Origin of the sequence: Bradyrhizobium sp. CCGUVB4N, assembly GCF_024199945.1 — a bacterium.
Classification (GTDB): Bacteria; Pseudomonadota; Alphaproteobacteria; order Rhizobiales; family Xanthobacteraceae; genus Bradyrhizobium.
Map to the genome: position 1 here is coordinate 7,822,097 of NZ_JANADP010000001.1, position 13,937 is coordinate 7,836,033.

A 13,937-nucleotide genomic window follows, 5' to 3' on the forward strand; every position below is an offset into this window, starting at 1 on the left:
GTAGCTCAGGGCTGATGACCCAGCTTCACAATCATCCGCGGATGACGTTCACTCAGGGCCTTCAACGCGAGCAAGCTCTTCCGTTCCTCTTCGCGGTCGAACGTGTAGCTGCCAGGTTCGACTCCGTGCTCCCAGCCCCAACGGGTGTGGCAAGCGTCGCCAGTGAGGAGCACCGGACCTTCCGGAGTGCGGGCGAGATAGGAAAGATGGCCCGCCGTGTGTCCTGGAGTCGGGATTGCGAACAACGAGCCATCACCGAAGACATCGATCACCCCTTCGAACTTGCCGTCCGGATCCTTGGTGAACTGAAATTCCTGAATCGCTGGCCGCCCCTCAAAGAAGGCGTCTTCCATCCCCTCGACAAAGAAGTTCTCCAGCTTCTTTTCCTCGGCCTCTCCAGGCCCCGTATAAAACGGCACATCTTTTGGAATGTCGGGCATCCCGGAGATATGATCGAGATGAAGATGAGTCATCAGTACCCCTTTGAGGGGAGTCCCTTCCGATTTGATGATCGACAAGGAGTCTTGCCGGACTTGCATCTTGTCGAGCTTTGCGAAGTTCCGCACCACCCATCCGACGCCCAGACTCTTGGGGTCCTCGACAAGCCGCTTCGAAACGCCGGTGTCGACCATGTAGAACCCCTGCGTCGGATGCCGCAGGAGATGCGCATAGATCTGGATCGGCTCCTCGTGGTCCTTGAGCCCCGCCTGGACGGCTTGGGAGTCCTTCAGATTGAGCAGCCCCGATAGATCGGCGACCCAATCCGCGCTGACGACCGTCTTGAGTTCGATCGGTCCCGGCTGATCGATGAGAGCCTCCATGGCCGCCGAGCTGATCGGCTTGCCAAGGCCGGCAGACTTCGTCGGATGGGAGCTCTGGGCGCACCCGGAAAGCGCGACGATGGCAAGGGCGCCAATAAAAGAGAGTCCTGACTTGCGGAGCATGATCGGTTTTTCCTCGTTTCTGCTACCGCTTTCGCCTTGGGCTGCTAGAATGGCAATCGCCTAAATTCCTATGTCGCCATCCATAATTGAATGGGCCTGGGACAAAGCCGAGGAGCGAACGTGGACCTGCAATGGGACGATCTGCGGATCTTTCTCGCCGTCGCCGACGCCGGCAGCCTCAGTGGCGCCGCGCGCCGCCTCAAGGCGAGTCAACCCACTTTGAGCCGGAGGATCGCGGAGATGGAGTACGCGCTCGGCGAGCCCCTTTTCATTCGCAAGAACCAGGGCATCGCCTTGACGAAAACCGGAGCCAGGTTGCTTCCCGCAGCCCAGGGCATGGCGCAATGGGCGACGGAAGCAAATCGCGCAGTCGACGCGAAGAACTCAGCCGTAAGCGGCCGCGTGCGCATCGCGGCCGTACCGGCATTTGCCTTTGATTTCCTGCCTCCGATCGCGGAAAAGCTCAAGAGGAAGCATCCGCAGATCACTCTCGAAGTTTTGGCTGGCACCGAACGCTTGAACCTCGCACGCGGCGAGGCCGACATCGCGCTCAGGAGATATCCATCTGATGATCCTGATCTCATCACAGTCGACGAAGTCGCTATTCCGATCGGCGCGTATGCGAGCAGAGACTACGCCCGGAGACTTCCCGCGAGATACGACTTCCGCGACCTCCACTGGATCGCATGGGCAGGAGAGCTCGAGATGGTGAGCCCGAATCCGGAGTTCGCTGCCAGGATCCCGGACTTTCGTCCCGCTTTCACGTCTGACGATTACAGCGTTCAAGTCGCGGCTTGCCACGCCGGGGTCGGCGCAATGATCCTTCTCAAGACCTCCCATCGGATCAAACGACCGGGCGAACTCGTCGAGCTAAAGCTCGTCCTTCCAACGTCGCTCCGCGCAGCCATCTCGATCATCTGCCATAAACGCATGGTGGATCTCCCGAAGGTCAGAACGGTGGTGGACCTGCTCCGGCAAGAGTTTGCTGATCTGAGGAAGAGCCAAGGCAGCTCGTAGGATGGGTAGAGCGAAGCGAAACCCATCGCCTTGTGGCCGCGCCGTTAGAATGATGGGTTTCGCTTCGCTCTACCCATCCTACAGGTCCTATGTCGCGACCGAGCCGTTGCCGGCCGTCTCGAGCCGGAACGCGGCCGCGAACAGGGCGCGGGTGTAATCCGTCTTCGGATTCTTGAACAGCTCCGCGGCCTGGCCTTCCTCGACCACCTTGCCGCCGCGCATCACGATGAGATGGCTTGCGAGCGAGGCGACGACGCGCAGATCGTGCGAGATGAACATGTAGGTGAGATCGCGCCTGCGCTGCAATTCGCGCAGCAGGTCGACCATCTGCGCCTGGATGAGCATGTCGAGCGCGCTGGTCGGTTCGTCCAGCACGACGAAATCCGGCTCCAGCACCACCGCGCGCGCGATGCTGATGCGCTGGCGCTGGCCGCCGGAGAATTCATGCGGGTAGCGAAAGCGGGTATCCGGCTTCAGCCCGACATCCTCCAGCGCCTTGACGACCCGCGCCTCGCGCTCGTCGCGCGATAGCTTGGGCTGATGCACCGAAAGGCCTTCGGCGATGATGTCGTCGACCGACATGCGCGGGCTGAGCGAGCCGAACGGATCCTGGAACACGATCTGCATGTCGCGCCGGAAGGGCCGCATCTCCTTGAAACGCAAACCCTGGATGTCCTTGCCCAGGAACACGATCCGCCCGTTCGACGAGATCAGCCGCAGCAGCGCGAGCCCCAGCGTGGTCTTGCCTGAACCGGACTCGCCCACGACACCGAGCGTCTCGCCCTTGCGCACGGCGACGCTGACGCCGTCGACGGCCTTGATGTGCCCGACCGTCTTGCGCATCAGGCCGCGCTTGATCGGAAACCACACCTTGAGATCATCGGCCGCCATCACCACCGGCGCATCCGGCTGCGGCGGTGCCGGATCCGGCTTCGGCTCGGCCGCGAGCAGATCGCGCGTATAGGGATGTCTTGGTGTCCTGAACACCTGCTCGACCGGCCCCTGCTCGACGATCTCGCCGCCCTTCATGACGCAGACGGTGTCGGCGATGCGGCGCACGATGCCGAGATCATGGGTGATGAAGAGCAGGCTCATGCCGAGCCGCGAACGGATCTCGGCGAGCAGCGCCAGGATCTGCGCCTGCACGGTGACGTCGAGCGCCGTGGTCGGCTCATCCGCGATCAGCAAATCCGGCTCGTTGGCGAGTGCCATCGCGATCATCACGCGCTGGCGCTGGCCACCGGAGAGCTGATGCGGATAGCTCTTCAGCCGCGTCTCCGGCTCGGGAATGCCGACCTGCGTCAGCAGCTCGAGCGTCCGCTTGCGCGCCTGCGCGTTGCTGGTCGGATTATGCAGCTGAATGATCTCGCCGATCTGCGCCTCGATCGTGTGCAGCGGATTGAGCGAGGTCATCGGCTCTTGGAAGATGATGGAGATGTCGCTGCCTCTGATCTCCCGCATCTGCTGCTCGGACTGGTCGATCAGCTCCTGCCCCTTGAAGCGGATGCTGCCGGAGGGATGCGAGGCGCTGGGATAGGGCAAAAGTTTCAGGATCGAGAGCGCGCTGACCGACTTGCCGGAACCGGACTCTCCGACCAGCGCGACGCATTCGCCGCGCTTGATCTGGAACGAGACCTTGTCGACCGCAAGCGTCGTGGCGCCGCCCTGGTGGAAGGCCACCGAGAGATCGCGTACCGCAAGCAAAGGCTGGTTGATCGCGTCCATCACGCCCTCACTTGAACGCCTTGCGCGGATCGAAAGCGTCGCGCACGGCTTCGCCGATGAAGATCAGGAGCGACAGCATGATCGCGACCGAGAAGAAGCCGGAGAAGCCGAGCCATGGCGCCTGAACGTTGGATTTGCCCTGGGACAGCAGCTCGCCGAGCGACGGCGAGCCGGGCGGCAACCCGAAGCCGAGAAAGTCGAGGGCCGTGAGCGTCATGACCGAGGACGATACGATGAACGGCAGGAACGTCATTGTCGCGACCATCGCATTCGGCAGCAAATGCTTGAACATGATCGTGGCGTTCGACACGCCGAGTGCCCGCGCCGCCTGGATGTACTCGAAATTGCGCCCGCGCAGGAACTCCGCGCGCACGAGCCCGACCAGCGACACCCAGGAAAACAACAGCAGGATCCCGAGCAGCACGAAGAATCCGGGCACGAGCACCGAGGACAGGATGAGCAGCAGATAGAGCGACGGGATTGCGGTCCATATCTCGATGAAACGCTGGAAGAACAGGTCGACCCAGCCGCCGAAATAGCCCTGCACCGCGCCCGCCGCGATGCCGACGACTGACGAGACAATGGTCAGGCACAGGCCGAACAGCACGGAGATGCGGAAGCCGTAGATCAACCGCGCCACCACATCGCGGCCCTGATCGTCGGTTCCGAGCCAGTTATATTCGAGATCGCGGCAGCTTTTGAGGCCCTTCTTCTCGACCACCGGCTTGCATTGCGCTTCCGTCAGCATCCAGGTCGGCGGCGACGGGGCGGGTGTCGGCAGATCGAGGTTGTGGGTGTCGTAGGAATAGCGGATCAGCGGCCAGACGATGCTGCCGCCCTTGTCCTTGATCAGCTTCTGCAGATAGGGATCGCGATAATCCGCCGCCGTCTCGAAGTCGCCGCCAAACGTCGTCTCCGAATAGGTGACGAAGGCCGGCCAATAGAGATGGCCGTCATATTTGATCATGAACGGCCGATCATTGGCGATCAGCTCGGCGAACAGCGACACGACGAACAGAATCATGAAGATCCAGAACGACCAATAGCCGCGCCGGTTCGCCTTGAAGTTCTGCCAGCGCCGCCTGTTGAGCGGCGACGGCGCGAACGGCTTGCGCGTGATCGGCACGGCGTCACCGAGCGGCGACTTCGCGGTGGTCTCGATCGGGGTCGGAGCGGTCAGCGTCATCAGACCTCCCGCGCCTCGAAATCGATCCGCGGATCGACCCACATATAGGCTAGGTCAGAGATGAGATTGACCACGAGGCCCACCAGCGAAAAGATGAAGAGCGTGCCGAACACGACCGGGTAGTCACGGTTGAGAACGCTCTCGAAGCTGAGCAGCCCCAGCCCGTCCAGCGAAAAGATGGTCTCGATCAGAAGCGAGCCCGAGAAGAAGGCGTGAATGAAGGTGGAGGGAAAGCCCGCGATGACGATCAGCATCGCATTGCGGAACACGTGGCCATAAAGCACCCGGTTCTCGCTGCAGCCCTTCGCGCGGGCGGTCATCACATATTGCTTGCGAATCTCGTCGAGGAACGAGTTCTTCGTCAGGAACGTCATGGTCGTGAACGCCCCTAACCCCATGGCGATCAAGGGCAGCGTCAAATGCCAGAAGTAATCGATGATCTTCCAGTACCAGGGAAATTGCGACCAGCCGTCCGACGTCAATCCGCGCAGCGGGAACCAGTTGAAGAACGAGCCGCCCGCAAACAGGATGATGAGGAGGATCGCGAACAGGAAGCCGGGAATCGCATAGCCGAGCACGAGCACGGTCGACGTCCAGGTGTCGAAGCGCGTTCCGTCCTTCACCGCCTTGCGGATACCGAGCGGAATCGAGATCAGGTAGGTCAGGAGCGTCAGCCAGATGCCGAGCGAGATCGAGACCGGCAGCTTTTCCTTGACCAGCTGGAGCACGCTGACGTCGCGAAAATAGCTGTTGCCGAAATCGAAGCGGGAGAAATTCCAGACCATCAGCGCGAAGCGCTCAGGTGCGGGCTTGTCGAAGCCGAATTGCTTCTCCAGTTTCTTGATGAAGTCCGGATCGAGACCCTGTGCTCCCCGATATTTCGAGTTGATGGCGTCGCCGCCGGCGCCGAGCTGACCCGGCGCGCGCTGCGCAAAGTCGCCACCGCCGGAAATACGCGAGGTGCCGCCGGTGTCGGCGCCCGACAACTGCGCGATCACGCGCTCGACCGGGCCGCCCGGCGCGAACTGCACGACGACGAAGGAGACGAACATGATTCCGAGCAATGTCGGGATCATCAGAAGGATACGGCGGGCGATATAGGCGCTCATGATTACTTCGCCTGCTCGAGCTTGGCCGCCCTGGCGCGGTCATACCACCACAAGGTCCGCTCCCCCACGCCGCTCGCGTAGTCGGAGAGCGGATAACGCGGCAGGTTCGCCGGATGGCCGAACTCGTCCCAATACGCCAGCCGGTGGCTGGTATTGTACCATTGCGGCACCCAATAGCGACCGGCGCGGAAAACGCGGTCGATCGCGCGGCAGGCGACGATCAGGTCGTTGCGCGTCTCGGCCGCCATCGCCTTGTCCACGAGCGCATCGAGCGCGGGATTGGCGGCGCCGGCAAGGTTGTAGGATCCCTTCGTCGCAGCAGCTTGAGACGTGAAATAGGTGCGCAGACTGTCGCCGGGCGTCGCCGTCATGGACAGGCGGTTGATCGCCACGTCGAAATCGAAGGATTCGACCCGGGCGCGATACTGGACGGCATCGATGAGGCGCAGGTTCGCATCAATACCGAGCATGTTCAGGTTCTTGAGGAACGAGGCGTGGTGCGGCTGGAACGACGCCTCGTCAGTCAGGAACTCGATGCTGAAGACGTCGCCGTTCGGCAGCAGCCGCTTGCCGTCCTTGACCGGAAGCTGCGCCTCCTGGAGCAATTGCTGCGCCTTGCGGAGCAGCGTGCGATCCTGGCCTGAACCGTCAGACACCGGCGGCACGAACGGCTCGCCGAAGACTTCGTCAGGCACTTGCCCGCGGAAGGGCTCGAGCAGCTTCAGCTCCTCGGGCGACGGCATCCCTTCGGCGACGAGATCGGAATTCTGGAACGGCGATCGCGTGCGCGCATAGGCGCCGTACATGATGGTCTTGTTGGTCCATTCGAAGTCGAACGCGCAGTTCAACGCTTCGCGCACCTTAGGATTCTTGAACTTGTCGCGCCGCGTGTTGAGGAACCAGCCCTGGCCGCCCGAAGGAGTCTGGTCCGGCACCTCCTCGCGCTTGACGCGACCGTCCTTAATGGCCGGGAAGTCGTAGCGCGTCGCCCAGATACGCGAGGTGAATTCCTCGCGATAGAGATAGTTCTTGCCGGTGAAGCCTTCGAAGGCGACGTCGCGATCGCGGTAGAATTCGTAGCGGATCACGTCGAAATTGTTGCTGCCGCGGCAGACCGGCAGGTCGGCGCCCCACCAGTCCTTGACGCGCTCGAACTCGATGAAGCGGTTGATCTCGAACTTGCCGACCTTGTACGGACCCGAGCCCAGCGGCGTGTCCGTGGTGGTCTCATCGAAGACCCGGTTCGCGTAATAGGCCTTGGAGAAGATCGGAAGTCCCGCCACGTAAAGCGGCACGTCGCGCGCGCGCTTCTCGGCGAAGGTCACGATCACCGTGGCCTCGTCGAGCGCCTCGGCACCCTTGACGTCGCGCATCTGGATCTGGATCAGCGGATGACCCTTCTCCTTCAGCACGTTGATCGAGAATGCGACGTCGTGCGCGGTCAGCTTCGTGCCGTCATGAAACTTCGCCTCGGGCCGCATCGTGAAGCGATAGGCGAGCTTGTCGGGAGAGATCTGCACCGACTTCGCGGCAAAGCCGTACATGGCATCGGGCTCGTCACCGGCATGCGCCATCAGCGTGACGAAGGTCAGGTCCATGCCCTGTGCGCCCTCGCCCTTCAGGACAAAGGCGTTGAGCGAGTTGAAGGTGAAAAAGGACTGATTGTAGCCGCGCGTTGACGGGATCAGCGAGAATGCGCCACCCTTCGGAGCAATGGGATTGACGTAGTCGAAATGATGGAAATCGGCGGGATATTTGAGATCGCCGAACGCCGACATGCCGTGGGCTTCAGCGGGCCCCTCGGACGCCGCCGCGCTGCGGATTACGGCAGCGCCAAGCGCGCCGCCGACACCGAGGACCAGCACATGCCGGCGTGAAAGCTGCGCCATGCGAAACACGTCCTTCACGACTTCTTTGCGATCCGTGCCGCCTTGTCTGCGTCGTACCACCAGACGAACGGGAAGCCGGACTGGCCGTATTTGGGCAATTCCGCCGGCCGACCGAAACGATCCCAGCGCGCGGTGCGCACCTTCGTGTAGGTCCACTGCGGCACGACGTAGTGATTCCACAGCAGCACCCGGTCGAGCGCTTTGGTGGCCGCGACGAGCTCGTCGCGCCCCTTGGTGTAGATCACCCGATCGATCAGCTTGTCGACCGCCGGATTCTTGATGCCGGCATAATTCTGCGAACCGACGACGTCGGCCGACTTGGACGACCAGTATTCGCGCTGCTCGTTGCCCGGCGACTGAGACTCGCCCCACGAGTTGGTGATGACGTCGAAATCCCACTCGCGAGTCCTGTTCTCGTACTGGGTCGGATCGACGGTCCGCACGTTGACAGCGATACCGAGACGTTCGAGCGACGGCTTGTAGAACAGCGTAACGCGTTCGAAGCTCGGATCCGAGTTCAGCAGCTCAAGGGAAAACTGGGCACCGGTCTTGACGTCGATCAGCTTGCGATCGCGCACCTCGTAGCCGGCCTCCTTGAACAGGCGTAGCGCTTCGCGCAGATTGTCACGCACGGCTTCCGGACTACCACCAACCGGATTGGTGTAGGCTGTCGTGAAGACCTCGGGCGGGACATCGGCGCGGACGGTCTCGAGAATTTCGAGCTCCTTGCCTTGCGGCAAGCCCGTCGCCATGAGCTCATCGAGGCCGTCGAAATAGCTGCTGACGCGCTTGTACTGACCGAAGAAGAGCTGCTTGTTCATCTCCTCGAAGTCGAATGCGTAATTGAGCGCACGACGCACGCGGGGATCCCTGAACTTGGCGCGGCGCAGGTTCGGCACGAACGCCTGCATGACGCCCGAACTGCGATTGGGGAATTCCTCGAGGATCACCCGCTTTTCAGTCACGGCCGGGAAGTCGTAGGCCGTCGCCCAGTTCTTCGCGCTGTTCTCGGTGCGCCAGTCGACCTGATCGGCCTTGAAGGCCTCGATCGCCACAGTGGTGTCGCGGAAATACTCGTAGCGGATCTCGTCGAAATTGTTGCGGCCAACATTGACGGCGAGGTCGCGCCCCCAATAATCCTTCACGCGCTCGAGCGTAAATGACCGGCCCGCGTCGTACGCCTTGACACGGTAAGGACCAGAACCGAGGGGAATTTCCAGCGTGGTCGTGGAGATGTCGCGCTTGCGGCCCTGCGCGTCGGTGCCCTCCCACCAGTGCTTCGGCAAGACCGTGAGCTGCCCCACGATCTGCGGCAGTTCGCGATTGCCCGGCGCGTCGAACACGAACTTCACTTCGCGCTCGCCCACCTTCTCGGCCTTCACCACATGGCTGTAATAGGCCGCGTATCTGGGGTGGAGCTTCTTGAAGGAATCGAACGAGAAGATCACGTCATCCGCAGTGACCGGCTTGCCGTCATGCCATTTAGCCTGCGGCCGCAAACGATAGACCACGAAGGAAAAATCGTCGGGGTGGCTAACGGCTTCGGCCAGCGCGCCGTATTCGGTCGAGACTTCGTCGAGCGCCTCCGTCATGAGGGCCTCATAGATGAACCCGATGGCACCGGCGACCTGTCCCTTCACACCAGAGACGACCATGTTGAGATTGTCGAAGGTGCCGATGGCGATCTGCCGAACGGTACCGCCCTTGGGCGCGTCCGGATTGACGTAATCGAAGCGCTTGAAGTCGGCGGGATACTTGACGTTGCCGAACAGCGACAGCGCATGGCGCCACGGGAGCTCGCCGGCCGACTGCGCCTCGGCAGTTCCGATGACGGGAAGGCCCGCCACAGAGCCGAGGGCGGGGAGCGCAGCAAATGCAGCGCCGGTGAGCAGGAGATCGCGTCGGGTAATGGCCAAATCAACATCCCAGTCTTGAAGGAGGTTACCCCTTTAAGTGCTCAATATAGGCGAGGTTTCGACGGAATATGTTGCTTTTTCCTCATGTTGGAAGGCCGGACGGCCTGCCAGATGCGGCCAAACGCCCCGATAACAACGTCGCGAGGCCCGAATACGGAAACGGCCAGGCTTTGAGGCCTGGCCGCACATCCAATATCGAGAGACCGGAGAGCCTTATTTCGCCGCGGTCGGGAGCGGCTTCGGGCTGTCGGAGAGGCTGTTCAGGTAGGCGATCACGTCGGCGCGCTCGCTGTCCTTCGGGATACCTGCAAAACCCATCGCGGTGCCGGGAACGGCAGCCTTGGGATTGGCGATGAACTTGTTGAGCGCGTCGAAGTCCCAGGTACCGCCCTTGCTCTTCATGCCGGCCGAGAAGTTGAAGCCGCCGCGGCCTTCGCCGACGTGGTCGCCGACGACGCCGTAGAGGTTCGGACCAACGCGGTTCGGGCCGCCCTTCTCGAAGGTGTGGCAGGCGCCGCACTTCTTGGCGGCGGACGCGCCCTTCTCGACGGAGGCGGTCTGGAGCAGCTTTTCGATCGGCTCGGACGGGGCCGCGGCCGCGCCCGCGCCGCCCTTGTCGCCGGCTTCTTCCTTCACGGCGATCTCGAAGCCCGGCTTTTCCGGAAATTTCGGCGAGAACAGCGCCTGCGCGGTGAAGCTCGTCACCAGCAGAACGAGACAGGTGCCAAGCAGAGCACCGAGAATCTTATTGAGTTCGAAAGAGTCCATTTCCGGCCAGGCCCCACACCGCAAGAAGGAATAGGCGGCCGGGCGGCCGCCAGGACGAGCCTCGGGAGAATCAAAAACGTTCCTTATTGTTTCCCCGAGTTTTGCCATTGAGATATCGGTTTGCCCGGGGTCTGGCAACCCGTATAAGCGACCCGGCTTTCAGCCCATCCCCACCCCATTTCTCGGTGCGGAAAACGCCCCGTTTCCAGGCCCTTGAACAGATGACCGATCCCCGCATCCTGGTGCTGATCCCGGCCCGCATGGCCGCCACCCGCCTGCCCGGCAAGCCGCTCGCTGATATCGCGGGCCTGCCGATGATCGTGCACGTGATGCGGCGCGCCGAGGCCGCCGGCATCGGCCGGGTCGCGGTGGCAACCGACACGGCGGAAATCGCTGCAGTCGTGACCGCCCATGGCGGCGAGGCCGTGATGACCCGCGCGGAGCACCCCTCAGGCTCCGACCGCATCCACGAGGCCATGCAGAAGCTCGATCCGGACGGCAAGGCCGAGATCGTGGTCAATCTCCAGGGCGATTTCCCGACGATTGCGCCAGAGAGCCTCCGCGAGGTGCTTCCCCCCTTCGCCGATCCCGCGGTCGACATTGTGACGCTGGCCTCGCAGATCCACACCGAGGAAGAGGACCTCGCGCCCAGCGTCGTGAAGGCCATCGGCACCCGCATCGGCCCCAAACGGCTGCGGGCGCTCTATTTCACCCGTGCCACCGCACCTCATGGCAACGGACCGCGCTACCACCATATCGGCGTCTACGCCTATCGCCGCGCTGCGCTCGAGCGGTTCGTGTCCCTGCCGCCCTCGCCCCTGGAGCGCCAAGAGAGTCTGGAGCAGCTGCGGGCCGTGGAGGACGGCATGCGGATCGACATCATGATCGTCGACAGCGTGCCGCGCGGCGTCGACACGCCGCCCGACCTCGAAACCGCGCGCAGCATCCTTTCCAAATCCTGAGCCGCTGCTACAAGGCCCGTCATGAGCAAGCTGAAAATCGCATTCCAGGGCGAACCTGGCGCCAATTCCCATATCGCCATCGTCGAGGCCTACCCCGACGCCGAGCCGATGCCCTGTGCCACCTTCGAGGACGCGCTGTCGGCGATCTCCTCGGGCGAGGCCGATCTTGGGATGATCCCGATCGAGAATTCGGTCGCCGGCCGCGTCGCCGACATCCACCATTTGCTGCCGGCCTCCGGCCTCTTCATCATCGGCGAATGGTTCCTGCCGGTCCGGCATCAATTGATGGCGATCAAGGGCACCAAACTGTCGGACATCAAGTCCGTCGAGAGCCACGTGCACGCCCTCGGCCAGTGCCGCCGCATCATCCGCAAGCTCGGTATCAAAGGCATCGTGCACGCCGACACCGCCGGCAGCGCCCGCGACATTTCCGAGCGCAAGGACAAGAGCGTCGCCGCGATCGCCTCGCGGCTGGCCGCGCAGATCTATGGCCTCGACATCCTTGCCGAGGACATCGAAGACGAGGCCCACAACACCACGCGCTTCGTGGTGCTGGCGCGCGAGCCGAAATGGGCGGCCCAAGGTTCGGGTCCGCTGGTCACGACTTTTGTATTCCGCGTGCGCAACCTTCCCGCCGCGCTCTACAAGGCGCTCGGCGGCTTTGCCACCAACGGCGTCAACATGACCAAGCTCGAGAGCTACATGGTCGACGGCAATTTCTTCGCCACGCAGTTTTATGCTGACGTCGACGGCCACCCCGACGACAAGGGCCTCGCGTTTGCGATCGAGGAGCTGAAATTCTTCTCGCGCGAATTCCGCATCGTCGGCGTGTATCCCGGCCACCCGTTCCGCGCGACGTTCAGCGAGACGCAGCAGGATTGATCTTTCACCCTCCCCTGGAGGGGTCCGAGACGAGCGTAGCTCGCTCGTGGGTCGGCTCACATTGAGCGCAGCGAAATGTGAGACGGGGTGGGGTGACGGTCTCTCCTCATCCAACAGTGCCCGTTTGGAGAGATCACCCCACCCCGCTCGCGCTGCGCGCGATCGACCCTCCCCCTCCAGGGGAGGGTAAGTTACGCCGCCTGCTTCGCCAGCCCGAACGCCTCCGCGAGCAGCGAATAGGACCTCTTGCGCGCCTCGTGATCGTACACGGCCGTGATCACCATCAACTCGTCCGGCTTGCTCGCATCCATCAGCGGCTGAAGCTTCTTCTGCACCGTCGCCGGACTGCCGACGAACAGGCGCGAGCGGTTGCGCACGATCGAGACGCGCTCGGAATCCGTATAGGGATAGGCCAGCGCCTCCTCGACGCTCGGCAGCGGCAGATACTGACCGCGGTCGCGGCGCAGCCGGTTGAGATCGAAGGACGTCGCGAGCTTTTCGGCCTCTTCGTCGGTATCGGCCGCGATGACGGCGACCGCAAGGATCGCATGCGGGGTCGCGCGCCAGGCCGAGGGCTGGAAGCGGTTGCGATAGTGCACCATCGCATCAATCGCATCGTGAGACGCGAAATGATGCGCGAAGGCGAAGCCCATGCCGACTTGCGCGGCAAGCTCCGACGAATAATCGCTGGAGCCGAGCAGCCAGATCGGCGGCAACGGACTGTCGTCAGGCATCGCGACGACGTTGTGGTAGGGATGGCCTGCAGGAAATTCGCGGGTCTCCCACAAAATCAATTCATGCAGCCGCTCCAGGAAATCGCCACCCTCGCGGCGGTCGAGCCGGCTGCGCAACGCATAGGCCGTGGCACCATCAGTGCCCGGAGCGCGGCCGAGGCCGAGATCGATACGGCCGGGAAACAATGCCTCCAGCATCTTGAAGCGCTCGGCCACCACCAGCGGCGCGTGGTTGGGCAGCATCACGCCGCCGGAGCCGACGCGGATATGCTTCGTGACCGCAGCGATCTGCCCGATCATCACGTCGGGCGCCGGGCTCGCGACCGAGGCAAGGTTATGGTGCTCGGCGAGCCAGTAGCGGACATAGCCGAGCCCATCGACATGGCGCGCCAGGTCGATGCTGTTGCGCAGCGCTGCGGCGGGCTTTGTACCTGTGGTGACGACGGAGAGGTCGAGGACTGAAAGCGGGATCATGGCGCGCTAACGTAGTGGAGGGCCGCGCGGCGGCAATGGGCCAACAGCGCAGGTCTGGCGTGTGCGGGCGGAGAGGCCGTGCGGGCGGCAGGAGCGCGATGTTGGGACGATTGTAGGCCATGCAACATCAAATTCATCCTGCCCACCGCCACATAGCGCGATTATCGCACCCCTAAAATAGAAATAATATATTGATATTGTTATATTTTATTCTCTTACGCACCGCCTCCCACTCCAGTCCTCTGCATCGCAATATTTGACATCCTTCCGGCAAAAGTGGGCGACTTCCCATCTCTGATGGGCTGTCGAGAAATCCGCCATTGCCCTATCT

At 62.6% G+C, this 13,937-nt stretch carries 11 protein-coding genes; 3 read left to right on the forward strand and 8 right to left on the reverse strand.

Annotation, left to right across the window (positions count from 1 at the left end; genetic code table 11):
• Positions 1-5: 5 nt before the first annotated feature.
• Entirely contained in the window at positions 6-944 is a 939-nt protein-coding gene (locus tag NLM31_RS36415; protein WP_254134057.1) for an MBL fold metallo-hydrolase, read from the reverse strand.
• Between the two features lie 120 nt (positions 945-1,064).
• On the opposite strand from NLM31_RS36415, the gene NLM31_RS36420 reads away from it, so the two are divergent.
• A complete protein-coding gene (locus NLM31_RS36420; RefSeq protein WP_254134058.1) occupies positions 1,065-1,961 on the forward strand; it encodes a LysR family transcriptional regulator in 897 nt (298 codons plus the stop codon).
• Positions 1,962-2,048: 87 nt separating this feature from the next.
• Here NLM31_RS36420 and NLM31_RS36425 read toward each other — a convergent pair whose 3' ends face one another.
• The 6 genes from NLM31_RS36425 to NLM31_RS36450 form a co-directional block, all read right to left on the reverse strand.
• Positions 2,049-3,686, reverse strand: a complete 1,638-nt coding sequence (locus NLM31_RS36425; RefSeq protein WP_254134059.1) for an ABC transporter ATP-binding protein — start codon at positions 3,684-3,686, stop codon at positions 2,049-2,051.
• 7 nt (positions 3,687-3,693) lie between these two features.
• Positions 3,694-4,872 (reverse strand): ABC transporter permease, encoded by a 1,179-nt coding sequence (locus NLM31_RS36430; protein WP_254134060.1) that lies wholly within the window; start codon positions 4,870-4,872, stop codon positions 3,694-3,696.
• The gene (locus NLM31_RS36435) at positions 4,872-5,981 is read right to left on the reverse strand and encodes a microcin C ABC transporter permease YejB (protein WP_254134061.1); all 1,110 of its coding nucleotides are present in this window, start codon (positions 5,979-5,981) and stop codon (positions 4,872-4,874) included. Before NLM31_RS36435 ends, NLM31_RS36430 begins: the two co-directional genes overlap by 1 nt.
• A gap of 2 nt (positions 5,982-5,983) precedes the next feature.
• Complete coding sequence (locus NLM31_RS36440) at positions 5,984-7,870, reverse strand: extracellular solute-binding protein (RefSeq protein ID WP_254195345.1); 1,887 nt, start codon at positions 7,868-7,870, stop codon at positions 5,984-5,986.
• 14 nt (positions 7,871-7,884) lie between these two features.
• On the reverse strand, positions 7,885-9,786 hold the full coding sequence (locus NLM31_RS36445; protein ID WP_254195346.1) for an extracellular solute-binding protein: 1,902 nt from the start codon (positions 9,784-9,786) through the stop codon (positions 7,885-7,887).
• A 213-nt stretch (positions 9,787-9,999) separates the two neighbouring features.
• Positions 10,000-10,554, reverse strand: coding sequence for a cytochrome c family protein (locus NLM31_RS36450; protein ID WP_254134064.1), 555 nt, complete (start codon positions 10,552-10,554; stop codon positions 10,000-10,002).
• Between the two features lie 221 nt (positions 10,555-10,775).
• Between NLM31_RS36450 and NLM31_RS36455 the strand changes: the two genes are divergently transcribed.
• Both NLM31_RS36455 and NLM31_RS36460 read left to right on the forward strand, forming a co-directional pair.
• Positions 10,776-11,516: a 3-deoxy-manno-octulosonate cytidylyltransferase gene (locus tag NLM31_RS36455; RefSeq protein ID WP_254195347.1), complete on the forward strand. Its 741-nt coding sequence runs from the start codon at positions 10,776-10,778 to the stop codon at positions 11,514-11,516.
• 21 nt (positions 11,517-11,537) lie between these two features.
• On the forward strand, positions 11,538-12,398 hold the full coding sequence (locus tag NLM31_RS36460; protein WP_254195348.1) for a prephenate dehydratase: 861 nt from the start codon (positions 11,538-11,540) through the stop codon (positions 12,396-12,398).
• A gap of 191 nt (positions 12,399-12,589) precedes the next feature.
• On the opposite strand, the gene NLM31_RS36465 is transcribed toward NLM31_RS36460, so the two are convergent.
• Positions 12,590-13,606: an LLM class flavin-dependent oxidoreductase gene (locus NLM31_RS36465; RefSeq protein ID WP_254195349.1), complete on the reverse strand. Its 1,017-nt coding sequence runs from the start codon at positions 13,604-13,606 to the stop codon at positions 12,590-12,592.
• Positions 13,607-13,937: the final 331 nt, after the last annotated feature.

Coding starts and splice junctions, on each gene's coding strand:
- NLM31_RS36455 (WP_254195347.1), top strand. CDS start 10,776: ATGACCGATCCCCGCATCCTGGTGCTGATCCCGGCCCGCATGGCCGCC.
- NLM31_RS36460 (WP_254195348.1), top strand. CDS start 11,538: ATGAGCAAGCTGAAAATCGCATTCCAGGGCGAACCTGGCGCCAATTCC.
- NLM31_RS36415 (WP_254134057.1), bottom strand. CDS start 944: ATGCTCCGCAAGTCAGGACTCTCTTTTATTGGCGCCCTTGCCATCGTC.
- NLM31_RS36450 (WP_254134064.1), bottom strand. CDS start 10,554: ATGGACTCTTTCGAACTCAATAAGATTCTCGGTGCTCTGCTTGGCACC.
- NLM31_RS36440 (WP_254195345.1), bottom strand. CDS start 7,870: ATGGCGCAGCTTTCACGCCGGCATGTGCTGGTCCTCGGTGTCGGCGGC.
- NLM31_RS36425 (WP_254134059.1), bottom strand. CDS start 3,686: ATGGACGCGATCAACCAGCCTTTGCTTGCGGTACGCGATCTCTCGGTG.
- NLM31_RS36435 (WP_254134061.1), bottom strand. CDS start 5,981: ATGAGCGCCTATATCGCCCGCCGTATCCTTCTGATGATCCCGACATTG.
- NLM31_RS36465 (WP_254195349.1), bottom strand. CDS start 13,606: ATGATCCCGCTTTCAGTCCTCGACCTCTCCGTCGTCACCACAGGTACA.
- NLM31_RS36430 (WP_254134060.1), bottom strand. CDS start 4,872: ATGACGCTGACCGCTCCGACCCCGATCGAGACCACCGCGAAGTCGCCG.